Here is a 17,626-nt window from a genome sequence, read left to right as displayed (position 1 = left end):
TCTTAGCTCCATTTCGTTGCTTGTAGTACCGGTAAGGCGTCCTCTTCCATCAAAATTGTTGCATGCTCTTGCAGGTAGGCACGTGTTCGGTCTGCCACATTCGCATATTCAAGAAAACGCGCATACATATTGTTCGCGTAATAATCAGGCTCATCAGCCAAGTAAAGAAGGATTGTCATATAGTAGACATCCCCAAGTTTATAAAGCTCAGAACCTTCAACAGGTACATCCTTCAAGCCTTGTGTAAAGGTCACTACTTGATCAAAGTCAGAGAAAGCCAAGACATAGTGGGTATAGTCTTCACGAATATTTTCTTCAGCCACTTCCTTGGTAGGCTCTGTCATAGCCTTATCAACTTCTTCCAAGGTCTTCTCAAGTTCTTCGAGCTTATGGTGTGCTTCGATATCCCCCTTGTCCATAAAGTTACCTTCAAGAGCCTTGAGGAACTCTTCTGGAGAAAGCCCTGAGTAGTCGTCCATATCTGACAAATCGTTGAAATCAAGGTCTTCCTTAAGATCTGATTTAGTCACAAAGACATCCACACGGTCCTTGCGTGGCGTGACACGGAAGCTCAGCATCCCGCTATTTTTAAAGTTATCAGGCAAGTCCAACTCATCCATGACAGTGTAGAAAAATTCCTCTGTTTTTTCCTGGGGAATCAAGAAATCTTTCAATTCCATACCATGTTCTTCAAGATCTTCCATGGTAATCATGATTTTTAGAGTTGTCTCGCTTATTTGTTTCATTTCCATATGTAAAAAACCTCGCACGAGTAGTTATTTCATTATACTAGAAAAGCCAAGAGATAGCAATTTCTGAGCAAGTTTGCGTCTTATTTAGGATAGGGTTTCTAAAAACTTCTCAATGCTAACAAAACCTTGTATTTCCCCATTAATACCTGTCATCTCCCCCAGAAAGTTGTATAATAAAAGTGAACCTATACGTGGAGGTGATAACCATGACTGCCTACAAAAAAGGGTGGCTACGAGCTAGCATTGCTGGGGGAATAACGAGTTTATTGACGCTCCTTCTCTACTTGTCGGGGCAACCTCATCAAGTAAACAAATCTACCTTTCTTACGGGGCTAATTGTCGCCATCATACTAGCAACTGCTCCCATTTACGACGATAACCGTTTATCGCTCAAACAGCAATCACTGCTCCACTTCTCTATCATGTGTGTTACCATCCTTCCAATCCTCTGTTTGTCCGGATGGTATCCCTTGCACAATGTCGTGGACTTCTTGAAAATCCTAGCTAGCTTCTTAACTTGCGGACTGGTCCTATGGTTGCTGGCTTATCTCATCTTTGGAAAACTTATCCACAAATGATTTCAAAACCAGATAAAAAGGACTCCAATTGAAGTCCTTTTCAGTTTACTTAAAAGTAATTATCCAAAAATAAGTTTAACAGCTCCATAGAGAAGCACAATAATACCAAGCACGATACGGTATTTTCCGAAAACTGTAAAATCATGTTTCTTAATGTAATTCATCAAGAAGCGAATCACGAACAAGCTGACAACAAAGGCTGTCACACTAGCTACCAAGAGAATAGCTACTTGTCCACCTGTCAAAGAATTCCCATCAATGAAGTACTTAACTGCCTTAAGGCCACTGTAACCAAACATGGTTGGAATACCAAGGAAGAAAGTGAAGTCAGCAGCTACGCTACGACTAGTACCAACGATGATACCCCCAAGAATAGTAGCACCTGAACGGCTTGTCCCTGGAATGATACTCAAGACTTGGAAAAGACCAATATAGAAAGCTGTCTTGTAAGACATACGTGCCAAATCCGTTACCTTAGGTTCTACACGTCGATTGCGGTCCTCAATCCAAATAAAGGCAATCCCGTAGACCACCAACATGATAGCTACTACAAAGAAATTACTGAGATGGGCCTCCATCCAGTCATCTAAAAGTAGACCGAAGAATGCTGAAGGAATACAGGCAATGACCACCTTGAGCCAAAGTTGCCAAGTCAATTGCACTTCACGTGCTGTCTTACCAGGTTGGAAGGGATTCAAGCGTTTAAAGTAGATGACCATAACCGCAAGAATAGCACCAAGTTGGATTACGATATTAAACATATCAATGAAATCTTTACTCTGTCTCAAATTCAAGAATTCATTAACCAAAATCAAGTGACCTGTAGATGAAATAGGTAGCCACTCTGTAATTCCTTCGACAATCCCAAGAAAGACTGCTTTTAATAATTCAATAATAAATTGTGCCGTTTGCATAATTATCTCCGTTTTAAAATGCTAGCCCCATCACACCAAAAATGATCAGGGCTCCAAATTGTCCTTCCCATTATATCAAATTACAACTTGTATTTGAAGACAATCTTGATATAGAGATTGTTTTTCTAATCCCAGCTTATTGTCATTAGTCCTAATTTCCTGTAAAATAGTAAGGTATGACATTTTTATAGGAGACATTGTTTCAATGAAAAAAATTATTGTAGCCTGCTTTGCAGCGCTCCTCCTCGTTTTTGGTGGGGTATCAAGCGCTCAAGCAGACGAGTATCTCCGTGTCGGTATGGAGGCTGCCTATGCACCTTTCAACTGGACGCAGGACGATGACTCAAACGGAGCCGTTCCAATCGAAGGTACTAAACAGTATGCCAACGGTTATGACGTGCAAATCGCTAAAAAAATTGCTCAAGCCCAAGGTAAGAAACCCTTGGTGGTCAAAACAGCTTGGACAGGTTTGATTCCTGCCCTCACTTCCGGCAAGATCGATATGATTATCGCTGGTATGAGTCCAACAGCTGAACGTCGTCAAGAAATTGACTTTTCAGATAGCTACTACCGAAGTGAGCCTGTTATGGTTGTTAGCTCTGATGGTGATTATGCCAACGCTAAGAGTCTCAAAGACTTCAAGGATGCTAAAATCACAGCTCAACAAGGGGTTTATCTCTATAATTTGATTGACCAAATCCCAGACGTCAGCAAACAAACAGCTATGGGAGACTTCGGTGCTATGCGCCAAGCCCTTGCATCTGGTATCATCGATGGTTATGTTTCAGAGCGTCCTGAAGCAAAAACTGCCGAAGAAGCTAGCTCAAAATATAAGATGATTACGCTTAAAGATGGTGGTTTCCAGGTTTCAGACGATGACGTGTCCTTGGCCGTCGGTCTTCGTAAAGGAGACAGCCAGCAAATGGAACAAGTCAATAAGGTCCTTGCTGGAATCAGCCAAGAGGAACGTGTCAAACTGATGGATCACATCATTGCCATCCAACCTGCAGATAAGACTGATGAGGCTAAAAAAGGAAACTTCTTTAGTCAGATGAGCGCTATCATCGCTAAGAACTGGCCACAATTCTTACGTGGTACAGGAATTACCCTTCTTATCTCAATTATTGGTACAGTTGTGGGTACTTTCATCGGTCTTATGATTGGTGTTTACCGCACAGCTCCTAAAGCTGCTAATAAATTTGTAGCTTTGCTCCAAAAACTCTTCGGTTGGGTTCTTAATGTCTATATCGAAGTTTTCCGTGGTACGCCAATGATTGTACAATCTATGGTTATCTACTACGGTACTGCCCAGGCCTTTGGTATCAACATTGACCGTACCCTAGCAGCTGTCTTCATCGTTTCTATCAACACCGGAGCCTACATGAGTGAAATCGTTCGTGGTGGGATCTTCGCTGTAGATAAAGGACAATTTGAAGCTGCAACTGCTCTTGGATTTACCCATGGTCAAACCATGCGTAAGATTGTTCTTCCACAGGTTATCCGTAACATCTTGCCAGCTACTGGTAATGAGTTCGTTATCAATATCAAGGATACCTCTGTTTTGAACGTTATCTCTGTTGTGGAACTTTACTTCGCAGGTAACACTGTTGCAAGCCAAACTTATCAATACTTCCAAACATTCTTTGTTATCGCAGCAATCTACTTTGTCCTCACCTTCACAGTGACACGCATCTTGCGTTATGTAGAACGCCGTTTGGATCAAGATACTTACACACAAGGAGGGGTTCACTAATGACTGAGACGATTTTAGAAATTAAAAACCTCAAAAAATCATACGGAAAAAATGAAGTCCTCAAAGATATCTCCCTCAGCGTCAAAAAGGGTGAGGTTATCTCAATTATTGGTTCTTCAGGTTCAGGGAAATCAACTTTCCTTCGCTCTATTAACCTTCTTGAATCACCTTCCGGCGGTGAAATCCTTTATCACGGGGACAACGTCCTTGAAAAAGGTTACGACCTCACGACCTATCGTGAAAGACTCGGTATGGTTTTCCAATCTTTCAACCTCTTTGAAAACCTTAATGTCTTGGAAAATGCTATCGTAGCTCAAACAACCGTTCTCAAACGTGATCGTAAAGAAGCTGAAAGCATTGCCAAAGCTAACTTGGAGAAAGTTGGTATGGGAGAACAATACTGGAAAGCTAAGCCAAAACAACTTTCAGGGGGACAAAAACAACGTGTGGCGATTGCTCGTGCCCTCTCTGTTGATCCAGAAGCCATCCTCTTTGACGAGCCAACTTCAGCCCTTGACCCAGAAATGGTAGGGGAAGTACTCAAGACTATGCAGGAGCTATCTGAAACTGGTTTGACCATGATTATCGTTACCCATGAAATGGAGTTTGCACGTGACGTTTCAGACCGTGTCATCTTCATGGATAAAGGGGTAATCGCTGAACAAGGTAGTCCAGAACAAATCTTTGAAAATCCTAAAGAAGAACGTACCAAGGAATTCCTCAAACGTTTCTTGGGTTAAAAACGAAAAAGTTAAGGTTTCGACCTTAACTTTTTTAGATTCTCTGATATATAAAAAAACGGCAGTTGCCGTTTTTTTGTCTATAATGATTAGTTACGACGTGTACGTCTGTCAACAAATCCAAGGAAGGCCAATAGGGTCATAAAGAGACCTACAAGGCTGAATCCTGCTGCAGTTGACTCACCTGTTTCTGGCAAGCTGTCTGTTTCTTGTAAAGGAGCTTGTTTCTCAGCTTTGGTTTGACCATAATTTACAGAAATTTGAGTTGCAGGTTGAGCTGCTTTTTCTTGTGTTGTGAAAGCAACAACTTTACCATCTACATCGTAAACAGGTACTGGTGTAAGACCTTTAGATGTAATGTTAGCAAACTCTTTAGCCAATTGTGTTTGAAGCTCTTTGTCTGCCTTAGCTTTCATGTAGTTATCGAAGGCTGTTTGAACAGTCGTGTACTCGCTCGTTAATTTATCACGTTTAGCTGACAATTCAACAAGTTTCGCACGTTCAGTTGAAAGAGCTGCTTTCGCCGCAGTAAATTTGGCAAAGGCTGTCGCACGTTCTGCTTTAGCCTTAGCTAGGTTACCTGAAGCATTTGTAAGAGCTGCTACACGGTTCTTAGCATCAGTCAAAGCTTGGTTAGCTTGTGTCAATGCTACTTGTTTCTTAGCAGTATCTTGCTTAGCAGCGTTGTATGCATTTGTCAAACGTTGCAAGGTTGCAGAACTTGTCGCAAGTTTATCTTTAGCTGTTTGAAGCTCTGCTTGTTTTTCATCAAGAGTTGCTTGAGCTTTGCTAAGGGCTGCTGCTTTTTCTTGTGCGTTAGCATTAAGGTTTTCAACTGCAGCGTTAGCTTTTTCCAATTCTGATTTAGCAGTTGCAAGGGCTGCTTGTTTTTCAGAAAGGTTATTCTGAGCAGCTGCCAACTTGCTTGCAGTCGCTTTAAGAGCTGCAAGTTCTGACTGAGTATTCTTAAGCTTAAGAGTTGCTGACTCAGAAGCCGCTTTCTTGCTAGCCAAGTCACTTTGAGCTTGATCGTTAGCTTGCTTAGCAGCTTCATAAGCTGCTTTTGCAGCAGCAAGATTTGCATTTGAAGATGATTGAGATTGGTTACCTTCATATGGGTTAGCAATCTTAGTTGTGTCAAAGCTACTATCAGAAGCGATAGAATTTTTATTGACATTGTTTACGTGAACGTTAAAGGCACCGGCAACAACACTGATGTCTGTTCCAATGTAAGACTCACCACCATCTGCTGTAAGTCCAGAGATAGAACGAGCATGGTTCCACTCATTACCGTTAAACATGAAGTCAAGCATAGCTTCATAGACATATTTCTTAATGTCGTTAAGGGTAAATGGTCCTGTCAAACCTTGCCATGTATTAAGGTTTTCACCAATACTTACACTATTAAATGACTTACCAGCACGGTCAAGGGCGGCACTATCATGTCGTTGATGGGTAATAGCTTCCCAACCCCAGTTATCTGCTACATAACCATCTGAAACACGGTCAGCCGCAAGAACACTACCTTTTGAAACAGATGTTTGAGTTGTACCAAAGGCTGTACGAATTTGGTTAATCAAACTTGAAGCATACAATGACAAATCTGTAATTTGAGCTTCACTAAGATTATTCAAATCACTAATTTTAACATTTTTATCCGCTTCATTATCTTGATAACTATTGTTACCACGATCACGTTTATTAACGTTCTTCAAGACTTGTTCAGCTTGAGCTTTTTCTGCTGCGGTCGCTGTTTTAGACTCATGAATCTTAAGAGCATTGACATACTCTTGTGACACTGAGAATTTTTGACGAACATTAGCTGTTGAAGTTGTTGAAGATTCTGCTTTTTTCTTAGCTGCTTCAGCGGCTGCAAGTGCGGCTGCCTTTTCATTAGCTACTGTTTGAGCAGTCTCATAAGCTGCTTTAGCTTGGTTTGCTGCATTTTGGTCTGCAGTCAATTGCCCTTCTTTAGCTGAAATAGCAGTAGCTTTTTCTTTATCAGCTGCCTGAGCGGCTGCCAATTCTTCTTGAGCTTTTTTCTCAGCTGCTGTTGCAGCATCAAAAGCTGATTGCGCTTTAGCTTGGTTAGAAGCTGCCTCAGAAGCACTAGAACCATTAAGAGCTGCTTTAGCGGCATCTACTGATTTTTGAGCATTAGCCACTTCAGTAGCTTTAGCATTGACATTAGCTTGATCTGTATTAACGACAGCTTGCTGTTTGTCTGCTGCATCTTTAGCAGTTTTTTCTGCTGATTGAGCTGTTTCGACTGCTGACTTAGCTTCCTTAGCTGCATTTTCAGCAGTAGTTACTTGACCTTGAGCGGCAGCAATAGTTTCTGGACTTGCTTCATCGGCTGCTGTTTGTGCCTTTTGCAAGTTAGCATCTGCTGTCGCTAGGTTTGCTTGAGCCTGGTTTGCAGCTACTTCATGATTAGCAACAACTGACTCTTGTTGCGATACTGCTTGATTTGCAGCGCTGGCTTGTTCTCTAGCCGCTTCGACTTGGGCTTGAGTTGGGACAGCTTGTGTAGCTGTCGATGATACTGATGCTGTTGTTGAGGCTTGATCGTTTGTCGTTACCTCATCAGCTTTAGCAACTGTAGCAGAAACTGCAAGTGCTGCAATTCCAGCTGTCGCCAAAACCTTTTTATTCATAAGACGAACTCCTTTTTATGTTAAAAATTCACTACTATATAATAACATTTTAATAATCTCGAAACAAGGTGCTGACTCCTAATTTTTAAAATTTAATTATTTTATAAGCTTTCATAGCCTGTTTACAAAAATCATTAAATTGTTAGTCAAAAGTAGAGTTGCTGTTTCAAAGTCCTTTTTTAGTCTTTGATTCTGCCTTATCCTTTTATTCTATCAAAACTTCGTTACAGTTTCTTAACTTTCTTTAAACGTTTTTTTGATATAATGTGTACTCATCATATGCAAATGGAGGAGCAAAGTGGCAAAAACATTAAAAACATTGAGTAACATCTTACTAGGAATCCTCTCACTGGCCTTGTCTTATTGGTTTTATAGGGGGCATCTCGAACAGTACGTTCATTACATCGCCCATTATGGCTCCTACTTTCAAGTCTTACTCAACCTAGTCATTATTGTCCTACTGAGTTACTTTGTCTACGCTTTTTTGAAACTACTTCTTACTAGAAAGCTGAAAAAACAGACACTACTCCTACTCTACTTCATTTACTTTCTTGCTCTCTTCTACCTACTTTTCTTGAAAAACATTGGTACCCAAGGTCTCTCACTTAACCCCCTTTCCTTTGCTCGGGAATTATACTGGGGTAGCCACTTCGTTCCCATCATGAACCTCTTAATGTTCATTCCTCTGGGACTCCTCTTTTCTTCACGATTGAGTAATCTCCTACTTTGTCTCCTTACCCTTTTCTCCGTCGAATCCATTCAGTACTTCGGACATTTGGGAGTCTTTGATTTGGGAGATATCACCTTAAATATGTTAGGTATCCTTGTCGGAACTGCTATCCATCAACTCCCTCAATTTCAAACAGTTATCAAAAAGATTTTAAGTTAAAAAACTTCCAGAATTAATTTTGGAGTTTTTTTTTGTTCTATAGATTAATCATCGTAAGAAATTTTTAGAGGAATGCAGAAAAACAGCCCTCTACATCTAGAGAGCTGTTTTGAACTCAGGCTAAAATCCTAGCGAATAAAAAAACTGCCCCATCATAGAGCAGTTCCATTTTCGTGTATTCAATTGAACAAGGCCTAGACACTTGTATCTTGAATTAACGACGAAGTCCGAGTGAGCTGATCAACTCACGGTAACGGTTAACGTCTGTGCGGCGAAGGTATGCCAACAAGTTACGACGGTGACCGATTTTTTTCATCAAACCACGGTAAGTAGCGTGGTCTTTTTTGTGTTGTTTAATGTGTTCGTTAAGGTGGTTGATTTCCCAAGTAAGGACAGCAACTTGAACCTCTACTGAACCAGTGTCACCTTCGTGACGTGCGTATTGAGCAATGATTTCATTTTTTTTCTCTTTTGAGATTGCCATGTTTTTTCTCCTTTTTTTGCTCCATCCGAGTCTTAGGATTGGCTCTCCTAAAACCAAGAAAGAGTTGGTTTGTCTTTACGACCTCTCTATTTTAGCTCATCTACTAATCTTTGTCAATCGCAAGATTTCACTGATTAAGTTTTTGAAGCTTAGACTTTTTTGGCCATTTTTGCATTCAGAAAGAATCCAAGGAAAAGTAGGAAAAGTAGGAAACTTACGATAGCATAAGCTAGAAAAATCCAACTAAAACTTGGAGATATGAGTGCTAACAATTTCAAAACATAAGGGGAAATGGCTGACCCTAGGTTACAGCCTAAGAGGACATAGGCTGTCGCCTTGTTCAACAGACTTCTAGCAATAGACTCAGAAAGTCGGTTAAAGATAATTGTCAAAATAATACTATAAAAGAAACCAACACCAACTGAAGATAAAATCAAAATCGGTAAGTTACTAGCCACTGACATCCCAAAGAGACAAACCGCTAACAAGAACATCACTATAAGCAAAAGACGATTTTTAAAATGTCCTATAAGCGAGGCGAAACTCAGTCCAGCTACAATTCCAATTCCCTGCTCTAAACTCAGTACTAAGGCTGATTGACCACTCTCAATAGTCTTACCAGCAACTTGAAACAGAGGCACGCGCAAACTAATCGAAGAATTGATACAGATGACAAAACCTGCTAAAAGAGCCATGCCAAGAATCATACCAAGGTCTTTTTTGTTCAGAACTTGTTTTCTTTTTGTAATCTGCTTCTTCTCCACCTGCTCCATCGATGGCACAAAAAGGAGGTACATAATCAAAATCACAAAACCAAAACCATAGATAAGAAAGGCAAAGGTCCAATGAATTTTCAGTAATTGTCCAACTAAAAGAGAACAAGAAGCTCCACCAATCAACTCCATGGAGCCACGAATACCTAACATCTGAACTCGCTCTTTACCTTGATAACGTTGACTGATGATGGCAATCGCCTTAGCATTGATAAGACCAATCCCCATTCCAAAAGCAATACGTGACAGTAAGACAAGAGGATAGGCTTGTACAAAAAAAGGAAAAATCCCAGCACTACTAAGTAAGAGCAGCCCAGTCACAATTAGCTGTCTATCACTTAGCCATTTGTCAATAAATGAATTAAGTAAGAGCATCGCGACTACGGAAAATGAAGGGACAGATACTAAAAGCTCCACTTGCGCGGCAGAAAAGGTTGGGCTATAGTAGTCCAACATAGGTGGTAACGCTGTTGAAATCGAAAAGGCCGAAATCAAGAGCAAGGATAGCCCAAGCAGGCTCATTTTTTCTAAAATTCGTGTCATAATATAGGGATAAGAACATCCTTTCCTTACTTGTCTAATAGTTATTTTTTCATTATAATCTAAGGAGACTTTAAAAAATAGGACCTAGGTCCTAAAAAAGGAGATGTATGCGTAATCATACCATAAGACCTCAACTTGACCAGGTCTTTCCACCCCCCTACCTCAACCAATTACAGAAAGTCACCTTTCAAAAGAACGATTATATTTGTACCCAAGGGCAAGCTATCACTGAGCTGACCTACATTTTATCAGGAAAGGTAAAAATTGTTCGTTCTCTCTTCAATGGTAAAGAACATATCCTAGAAACGCTCAATCAGCCTCAGATATTGGGAGATGTAGAACTCATGACCAACCAACCAGCAGGATCATCAGTCATTGCTTTAGAAGAGGTTCAAGCAGTTCAGCTCCCATTAAATAATAAAGAAGAACTCCTCAAAGACCCTGTTTTTCTCTACCAAATTGGACGTAACCTGGCTATGGCACTGCATAAGCAAGGTATCACTGCTTCAACGAATGCGAGCTACTCTGTCAAAGAGCGTCTGGCCACCCATATTTTGAATAGTGAAGAAGAGAATATCTTTCAATTATCGCCATCTATTTTAGCTTCCCGTTTTGGAACTAGCTATCGTCATGTACAGCGAGTCATCAAACAATTTATCGACCAGGGAATTATCGAAAAAGAGGCCTTTAAAACCTATCGTATTTTAGAGAGACAAACCTTGGAAAAACTGGCTTTTATCGATTAGAAAAAGCCTCACTTTAATCCTTGATGGTTTAATTTTCAACCCTTTTGTGCTATAGTTATAAACAAGTAAATCAAAGAAAATAGAGGTAAACAAATGGACGCTCAAACCAAAATTATCCGCGCCAGCCATATGATTGATATGAATGATATCATTCGCGAAGGAAATCCAACCTTGCGTGCTGTCGCTGAAGATGTAACCTTCCCACTATCAGACGAAGACATTATCCTAGGCGAAAAAATGATGCAGTTTCTTCGTAACTCACAAGATCCTGTTATTGCCGAAAAAATGGGGCTTCGTGGGGGAGTCGGTCTTGCAGCCCCTCAATTAGATATTTCAAAACGCATTATCGCTGTTCTCGTTCCAAACCCTGAAGACGCTGAGGGTAATCCACCAAAAGAAGCATATAGTCTTCAAGAAATCATGTACAACCCTAAAGTAGTTGCCCATTCTGTTCAGGATGCTGCTTTGGGCGATGGCGAAGGATGCCTCTCAGTTGACCGCGATGTTCCTGGTTACGTGGTTCGTCATGCTCGAGTAACTGTTGAATACTTCAACAAAGAGGGCGAAAAGCAACGTGTTAAACTCCGTGGTTACAACTCAATCGTTGTTCAACATGAAATCGACCATACTAACGGTATCATGTTCTACGACCGCATCAATAAAGACAATCCATTCGCCATCAAAGATGGACTCTTAATTATCGAATAAAGAAAACCTCAGTAGAAATACTGGGGTTTTAGTTTGAAGATAAGGCATTAGTACCACTTTATAGCTAAGTCAAAGTAGAAAAGAACCGACTTCGTCGATTCTTTTTTCATTGTCTGAACCTGTCCTCAGACAAGCATATTGTATAGTGTTTCGTTACCGTGAAGGTTGATATAACTTGGGTCAAAGGCCGAAAGACGCTCGAGAAGTCCATCATAGTCGTTCTTATCACTAAGAGCTATACCAATGAGAACCGGACCTTTTCCTTTATTAGCACGTTTGATGTACTCAAAACGAGTGATATCATCATTTGGTCCCAAGATATCATTTACAAATTCACGAAGGGCACCAGGACGTTGTGGGAAGTTAACCACAAAGTAATGCTTGATACCATCGTAGATAAGCGCACGTTCTTCCATCTCTGGCATACGGTTGATGTCATTGTTACCACCTGAAATGATGCAGACGATGGTTTTTCCTTTAATCTCATCTTTGATCACTTCCAAAGCTGCCACTGATGCCGCACCTGCGGGTTCTGCAATGGTACCAACCTTAGAGTACATATCAATTAGGGTTTCTGAAATCAATCCTTCATCAACTCCTAAGAGGCGGTCAACGTATTTACGTGCGACTTCATAGGTCTTGACACCTACCTTTTGAACAGCAATCCCGTCCGCAAACTTATCAATTTCTTCAAGTTTTACAGGATAACCACGGTCAAAGGCAGCACGCATACTACGAGCACCACTAGCCTCAACACCAATAACCTCCATAGACGGTGCTACATCCTTGATATAGGTAGCTACACCAGAGATAAGGCCACCACCACCTACTGGAACCAAGATACTATCAAAGGAAACACCTTCCTCTTGGGCCTGCTCATAAATTTCATAAGCAACAGTTCCTTGACCTGCTTGGACATTATAATCGTCGAATGGATCAATGAAAGTCATCCCTTCAGACTTGGTATATTCCTGTGCTGCTTGAGCAGAAGCATCAAAGGTATCTCCCACCAATTTGATTGTTACAAACTTGCCACCAAAGAAACGGACTTGACCAATTTTTTGGAGAGGTGTTGTTACTGGCATAAAGATGGTTGCCGGAATCTTCATCTCGTTACAAGTGTAGGCAACCCCCTGAGCATGGTTTCCGGCTGATGCACAAACCACACCACGCGCCTTGTCCTCATCACTCAATTGATGGATAGCATAGTAGGCTCCACGCAATTTGAAAGAGCGTACCTTTTGCATATTTTCTTTTTTAATATAAATGGTCGCCCCGTATTTTTCAGATAGGTAGCGATCAAAATCTAGTGGTGTGCGTTCCACCACGTTTTTTAAGACTTCATTAGCCTTTACGATATCATTTGCAGTAATCATTGGCTCTCCTTTGACACAATATTCAAACCATTTCTATTGTATCACAATTTTCAGAAAAAATAGCAGCCAGTATAAAGAAAACTCCTTGTTTACACAAAGAGTTCTTCTTATTATTTATCAACTTTTTTTGACATCAAGAAGTTACGGAGAGCTGCAAGGGTTGCCGCACCTGCAAGGACAATAGCTGTAAGGATGGCTACAGCATGTTCTCCCCACTTGTGAGATTTTGCTGTTTTAGCAATTGTAGCCTTAAGGTCTTCAGTTGTTCCTTTTTCACCTGCTTGCGTCGTTGTCTTACTTGCAAGGTTAAGATCTTGACTACCACTGTAAGTGTTATCTGACGAAGCTGTATTGACAAGGTCTTGACGGCTACTGCGAGTATAGCTGACATTTGTTGTAATACTATCAATCATCTCAACAATATTTCTGATTGTTGTTGCATCGTACAAGCCACCCTCAGTATCTTTCAAGATAGATACTGCTAATTTTTCAATAGAAACTTCTGAAGAAGCTGCTACCATAGAGTGAGATTCTGAGCTTGCTGTTTCTGAATATCTTGCATAGTTGCTAAAGAGTGATGCTGCTTCTGTAATCGTTTCAGAAGTACTTGGTAAGGTTTCTGAGACGCGAGGAGCTACAGAGAGTCTATTCCAACTATTGATGTTTTCTGATAGTCCATCAAGGACGACTTCCTCTGATGTGCTTACTGTTTCTGAAATCGCCGAAGTCACTTCTGAAGTGCTCACTTGACTTTCTGATTCTGTCAATGAAACAGCTGGTTCTTCAACTACTTCTGATTCTGAAACGACTGTGCTGATTGAATTCTCTGATTCAGATGCTGAAGTCTCTGAAGTTGATGCTTCTGAGATAATATCAGTTTCTGAGACCTTCGATGATACTGTTGTGCTTTCTGATACTTCTGACGGAGCAACTGAGACAATTGTGCTTGTAGTTTCTGAAACAAGGCTAGTGCTTGCTTGACTCTCTGATTCTGTCAAAGAAGCCACTGGTTCAACTACTGCATGTGATTCTGAAATTGCTGTCGTCGTTGGAATTTCTGACTCTGAAGTTGATGCTTCTGAACTATTTTCAGTTTCTGATGCTTCCGATGATACTATTGCACTTTCTGATACTTCTGATGAGGCTGTTGAGGCAGCTGTGCTTGTAGCCTCTGAAGCTGGTGTAGTGATTGAATCTGACGCTACTGTACCTTGATCCGTATTAGATACTGAGTTGTCATCTTTCTTATCATGTGCGGTCTCTGACACAGCTATCGCCACTGGAACAGCTGCTGAGTTTACTAACTCGTCAACTGATGGTGCTGGTTTAGTTGTTTCATCGAGTTTAGGAGCTTCAACAGATGGTTTCTTATCAGTTGGAGCCTCTGAACCTTTGTTTACTGTTGAATTTTCTGATTTAGCTGTTTCTGAGCTTGCTTCAGATGTTACGGTATTATCTGCTTTCTTACCAGCTTGGTTAGTAACTGGTTTCAAGATAACTGGTTCTACCGGTGTTGCTGTTGTGTCTTCCTTGATATAGAGCATGTTCCAAAGAGTTAGTTTAGGAACTGAAATGACAAGCACTGGTTGACCATTTTCATCTGTTTCAAGACTTGCTTGTGCCTTCTTCATGCTTGAAGTTGCCCAATCATCTGGTGACGTCACATAGACTTGATTGGCAATTTTAGCAGCTTCTTGAGCTGTTTTACCTGCTAGGCTAAGACGAACTGTGAGATTTTCTTGTGCGTCCGGTGTTTTATTGTCCGCATAACCCTCTTCATTATGCCAGCCCGCATTGATGCCCATCATATTAATCATTTGAACAGTTGAGAAACCTTTTCCTGATTTAGCAAATGTCCAAACTTGATCTCCTGTCACACCAAGAGCATCTTTAGAAAGGATTTCACCAGAAGCATTCTTGGTAGATACGGACTGAGTGCTGTTTGTCACACCCTCACCACGGAGAAGATTTTCATAAGCAGTGATAAACTGTTGGTAATTGTAAAGCTTACGAATAGTGTCCTTAGCTACACTGAGGTATTGCGTTGGGTAATAGGCACTTTGAAGAACGTTAAGGGCTGCATTAGCATTGGCAAGGGCTGCAATGGACATGTGATAGCCACCGGCTGCAGCTACTGTCGCATCTACGAGAAGTGTCGCGTCAGCTTGCAATGGTTTACCAGCAAGGGCATCTTTACCCGCACCGTTAGTTGCTTTTCCGCCAGGAACAGTATAGTCAATACCTGGTTCTTCCATGTAGGCACCAACGATAAGTGATTTACCAGTTTTATTGCGTACCATATCGATACGTGCTTTCAAATCACCATAGGCAACCTGCATACGTCCTGGAATAACTGAACCACCATTTGTCCAAAGCTCATTATAAACAACATCTTGACGTGCCTTGGCTAGTTTATCATCATTACCACCATTAACATCATTGATTGTGATGTAGTACTTTTCACCGATGAGGTCCTTCATGGCATTAATAAATGACGCATATGAATCAGACATCATGTGTGAGTCAGCCTCGTCTGTACTGTTACGGTGCTCATAATCAGTCACACGGTTGTCACCAATTGTATCACCTTGCCAACCATCGAATCCCATACGATCCATAGCTGATTTCATGACACCTGCGATGTATTTTTGCCAATCTGGATTCGCCGGATCATAGTAAACTTGAGTTGGGTTATCACCGATAGTGTAAGTCATCGGTTCACCCTTCTTACCAAAGCTATCGTAGAAGTTATAAGCCAAAGCAGCAAGTGGAAGGGCCGGATTCTTTGGATTTGAATCTGCTGAAATCATGTTATAAAGCATGGCAACAGCACCTGAATTATGAACTTGATCAACCAATTCTTTAACAGCCTTAGTGTCAACTTGAGTGTGACTCCAGGTATTCCATTTTTGAACAAAGCTATCGACACCCTCTGGGAAAGGATCTGTAGCTTCATTATAAGCATCATAGAAGAAATATGAATTGATATTCATAGACTTCATGAGCTCAAGCTCTTTACGGTAGGCTTCAAGATTTTTAACAAGAATACTGTTTTGATTAGTTGGCGAACCTGCTACGATACCGTAACGTGGGAAAACTGTCCAATCATCTTCAACAGACAAGCCAGCACGCTTGCTTGACAAAGTACTACCTGATTTATCGTTGACACTGATTGTCACCAAGTAACCTGTATTGTTTGTCAACCACTCTGACGCTACTATCAAGTTTGAAACCTTAGCTGAGGTTCCTGCCGCTAGCGTAAGGTCAACGTTATCTTGACCGATGATCTCTGAAGCATGTTGAAGTGTCAAGTTGACAGTCATCGTCTTAGTTTCTGCTGTTGGATTAGACACAACAACAGAATAGTTAATATCACCATCTGTCTTGCTATAAGCAGCTTTTGTTGTTTCTGGATCTGTCAAGTAAGCATCACCATTTAAGTTTTGCTCTGTCACTTCTGTAACTGGTGTCACTTGAGCAGTTGAATGGCGTCCTGCTTCAGTAGCATTATCAGATGATGATGTGATGGTTTCCACAGCAGCTGACTCAGGATCTAGTGCTTCACTGGCTACAAGCATTTCTGAGCTAGCACTCTCTGCTGACACAGCTTGTGAAAATATTGTAGAAGCTGTTGCTGTTGTTGCAGTATCTGTCGCAACAGCGGCAGATGATGGACCTACTTCTGTTGTCGCAACTGGAGCAACTGCCTCCGTTGGTACCACCACCAAGTTATCTGCTTCAGTTGTAATGACTGGTTTTGTTGCTTCTGAACTGACCATGCTATCTGCCTTGGCGACCTGATTCATCCCTAGGACACCGCCGGCTACAAACAACCCTGATAATAATTTAGTTGACGCTACTTTCTTTGACATATCTCTCTATCCCTCTAAAAAAAGTTTAAATCACCTCGGCGTTTCAAATTATCACTATTGGTATTTGCATGCTGTGAACTCGAGTTATTTTTTAGTTTCATAAAAATCGCTTGGTGTTTCTTATGAAACTAATGTTAACTTAATCTTTTTTGTAAGACAAGGGAATTTCCGGCAATCCTCGTAAACGGTAATTTTTTCATCATGAATGGTCAGATTTTTTCAGAAATTTGAGAAAAACATTTTCTAATTTCATTAAATATTCACTTGGTTAAGCCTACTTAAAATAACAAAAATAAATCCCAAATAATGAAAATCGAGCACCTAAATTGCCCATACGATGAGAGTAAAAAAAACCACCTCTCACACAAGGCGAGAAATGGTTTGTTTATCGATTTTTAGTATCTAAAATAATGGTCACAGGTCCGTCATTGACCAGACTAACCTGCATATCTGCACCAAAGCGTCCTCTTTCTACAGGAACATGAGCTGACAAGGATTGGTTGAAATCGTCATAGAACTGGCTAGCCATGTCAGGCTTTGCAGCTCCCGTAAATGCTGGTCTATTCCCTTTTTTCGTATCTGCAAAAAGCGTAAACTGAGAAATCGACAAAATCTGGCCATCAATATCCTTAACAGAAAGATTCATCTTGCCATCTTCATCTGAAAAAATACGCATATTGACAATCTTACGAACTGCATACTCTAGGTCCTCTTTGGTATCCTCTGGACCAACTCCGACCAAGAGTAAGAGCCCCTGTTTAATGGCACCAACCGTAGAATCCTCAATAACCACAGAGGCACTTTGCACGCGCTGAATCACAATCTTCATCGCAGTAACTCC

Annotated in this window: 14 protein-coding genes; 6 read left to right on the top strand and 8 right to left on the bottom strand. The window is 40.9% G+C overall.

What is annotated here, in order from left to right; translation table 11 throughout:
* Positions 1-2 precede the first annotated feature (2 nt).
* Positions 3-752, bottom strand: coding sequence for an adaptor protein MecA (gene mecA / locus H7T93_RS02330; protein ID WP_021143484.1), 750 nt, complete (start codon positions 750-752; stop codon positions 3-5).
* Positions 753-958: 206 nt separating this feature from the next.
* On the opposite strand from mecA, the gene H7T93_RS02325 reads away from it, so the two are divergent.
* Positions 959-1,330, top strand: coding sequence for a DUF3021 family protein (locus H7T93_RS02325; protein WP_037620112.1), 372 nt, complete (start codon positions 959-961; stop codon positions 1,328-1,330).
* Positions 1,331-1,389: 59 nt separating this feature from the next.
* Here H7T93_RS02325 and H7T93_RS02320 read toward each other — a convergent pair whose 3' ends face one another.
* Positions 1,390-2,244: an undecaprenyl-diphosphate phosphatase gene (locus H7T93_RS02320; protein WP_002889764.1), complete on the bottom strand. Its 855-nt coding sequence runs from the start codon at positions 2,242-2,244 to the stop codon at positions 1,390-1,392.
* 205 nt (positions 2,245-2,449) lie between these two features.
* On the opposite strand from H7T93_RS02320, the gene H7T93_RS02315 reads away from it, so the two are divergent.
* Both H7T93_RS02315 and H7T93_RS02310 read left to right on the top strand, forming a co-directional pair.
* A complete protein-coding gene (locus H7T93_RS02315) occupies positions 2,450-3,997 on the top strand; it encodes an ABC transporter substrate-binding protein/permease (protein ID WP_037597348.1) in 1,548 nt (515 codons plus the stop codon).
* Complete coding sequence (locus tag H7T93_RS02310) at positions 3,997-4,737, top strand: amino acid ABC transporter ATP-binding protein (protein WP_002886432.1); 741 nt, start codon at positions 3,997-3,999, stop codon at positions 4,735-4,737. The genes H7T93_RS02315 and H7T93_RS02310 overlap by 1 nt, the downstream gene beginning before the upstream one ends.
* 89 nt (positions 4,738-4,826) lie before the next feature.
* Here H7T93_RS02310 and H7T93_RS02305 read toward each other — a convergent pair whose 3' ends face one another.
* Complete coding sequence (locus H7T93_RS02305; RefSeq protein ID WP_175057378.1) at positions 4,827-7,394, bottom strand: SEC10/PgrA surface exclusion domain-containing protein; 2,568 nt, start codon at positions 7,392-7,394, stop codon at positions 4,827-4,829.
* Positions 7,395-7,692: 298 nt separating this feature from the next.
* On the opposite strand from H7T93_RS02305, the gene H7T93_RS02300 reads away from it, so the two are divergent.
* Complete coding sequence (locus H7T93_RS02300; RefSeq protein ID WP_049529346.1) at positions 7,693-8,283, top strand: VanZ family protein; 591 nt, start codon at positions 7,693-7,695, stop codon at positions 8,281-8,283.
* Positions 8,284-8,497: 214 nt separating this feature from the next.
* On the opposite strand, the gene rpsO is transcribed toward H7T93_RS02300, so the two are convergent.
* Positions 8,498-8,767 (bottom strand): 30S ribosomal protein S15, encoded by a 270-nt coding sequence (gene rpsO / locus H7T93_RS02295; protein WP_002883618.1) that lies wholly within the window; start codon positions 8,765-8,767, stop codon positions 8,498-8,500.
* A gap of 149 nt (positions 8,768-8,916) precedes the next feature.
* Positions 8,917-10,083, bottom strand: a complete 1,167-nt coding sequence (locus tag H7T93_RS02290) for an MFS transporter (RefSeq protein WP_064525450.1) — start codon at positions 10,081-10,083, stop codon at positions 8,917-8,919.
* A gap of 107 nt (positions 10,084-10,190) precedes the next feature.
* Here H7T93_RS02290 and H7T93_RS02285 point away from each other — a divergent pair, with 107 nt between their 5' ends.
* Together H7T93_RS02285 and def are read left to right on the top strand one after the other, a co-directional pair.
* Positions 10,191-10,829, top strand: a complete 639-nt coding sequence (locus tag H7T93_RS02285) for a Crp/Fnr family transcriptional regulator (RefSeq protein ID WP_002883647.1) — start codon at positions 10,191-10,193, stop codon at positions 10,827-10,829.
* Positions 10,830-10,922: 93 nt separating this feature from the next.
* Entirely contained in the window at positions 10,923-11,537 is a 615-nt protein-coding gene (gene def, locus H7T93_RS02280) for a peptide deformylase (RefSeq protein WP_002883663.1), read from the top strand.
* A gap of 125 nt (positions 11,538-11,662) precedes the next feature.
* Here def and ilvA read toward each other — a convergent pair whose 3' ends face one another.
* From ilvA to dtd, 3 genes are all read right to left on the bottom strand, one after another.
* Positions 11,663-12,913 (bottom strand): threonine ammonia-lyase IlvA, encoded by a 1,251-nt coding sequence (gene ilvA / locus H7T93_RS02275; protein ID WP_002883616.1) that lies wholly within the window; start codon positions 12,911-12,913, stop codon positions 11,663-11,665.
* 110 nt (positions 12,914-13,023) lie between these two features.
* Entirely contained in the window at positions 13,024-16,785 is a 3,762-nt protein-coding gene (locus H7T93_RS02270; RefSeq protein ID WP_037604084.1) for a glycoside hydrolase family 66 protein, read from the bottom strand.
* Between the two features lie 385 nt (positions 16,786-17,170).
* A complete protein-coding gene (gene dtd / locus H7T93_RS02265; protein WP_002889739.1) occupies positions 17,171-17,614 on the bottom strand; it encodes a D-aminoacyl-tRNA deacylase in 444 nt (147 codons plus the stop codon).
* Positions 17,615-17,626 lie beyond the last annotated feature (12 nt).

Source organism: Streptococcus sp. 9.1 (assembly GCF_016648815.1).
Lineage (GTDB): Bacteria > Bacillota > Bacilli > Lactobacillales > Streptococcaceae > Streptococcus > Streptococcus salivarius_E.
Note: the sequence above shows the minus strand (reverse complement) of the source record. Positions and strands in the feature narration are given on the sequence as shown.

Excerpts from the sequence above, each read along its gene's own strand:
- mecA (WP_021143484.1), bottom strand. The coding sequence starts at position 752 with ATGGAAATGAAACAAATAAGCGAGACAACTCTAAAAATCATGATTACC.
- H7T93_RS02325 (WP_037620112.1), top strand. The coding sequence starts at position 959 with ATGACTGCCTACAAAAAAGGGTGGCTACGAGCTAGCATTGCTGGGGGA.
- H7T93_RS02320 (WP_002889764.1), bottom strand. The coding sequence starts at position 2,244 with ATGCAAACGGCACAATTTATTATTGAATTATTAAAAGCAGTCTTTCTT.
- H7T93_RS02315 (WP_037597348.1), top strand. The coding sequence starts at position 2,450 with ATGAAAAAAATTATTGTAGCCTGCTTTGCAGCGCTCCTCCTCGTTTTT.
- H7T93_RS02310 (WP_002886432.1), top strand. The coding sequence starts at position 3,997 with ATGACTGAGACGATTTTAGAAATTAAAAACCTCAAAAAATCATACGGA.
- H7T93_RS02305 (WP_175057378.1), bottom strand. The coding sequence starts at position 7,394 with ATGAATAAAAAGGTTTTGGCGACAGCTGGAATTGCAGCACTTGCAGTT.
- rpsO (WP_002883618.1), bottom strand. The coding sequence starts at position 8,767 with ATGGCAATCTCAAAAGAGAAAAAAAATGAAATCATTGCTCAATACGCA.
- H7T93_RS02290 (WP_064525450.1), bottom strand. The coding sequence starts at position 10,083 with ATGACACGAATTTTAGAAAAAATGAGCCTGCTTGGGCTATCCTTGCTC.
- H7T93_RS02285 (WP_002883647.1), top strand. The coding sequence starts at position 10,191 with ATGCGTAATCATACCATAAGACCTCAACTTGACCAGGTCTTTCCACCC.
- def (WP_002883663.1), top strand. The coding sequence starts at position 10,923 with ATGGACGCTCAAACCAAAATTATCCGCGCCAGCCATATGATTGATATG.
- ilvA (WP_002883616.1), bottom strand. The coding sequence starts at position 12,913 with ATGATTACTGCAAATGATATCGTAAAGGCTAATGAAGTCTTAAAAAAC.
- H7T93_RS02270 (WP_037604084.1), bottom strand. The coding sequence starts at position 16,785 with ATGTCAAAGAAAGTAGCGTCAACTAAATTATTATCAGGGTTGTTTGTA.
- dtd (WP_002889739.1), bottom strand. The coding sequence starts at position 17,614 with ATGAAGATTGTGATTCAGCGCGTGCAAAGTGCCTCTGTGGTTATTGAG.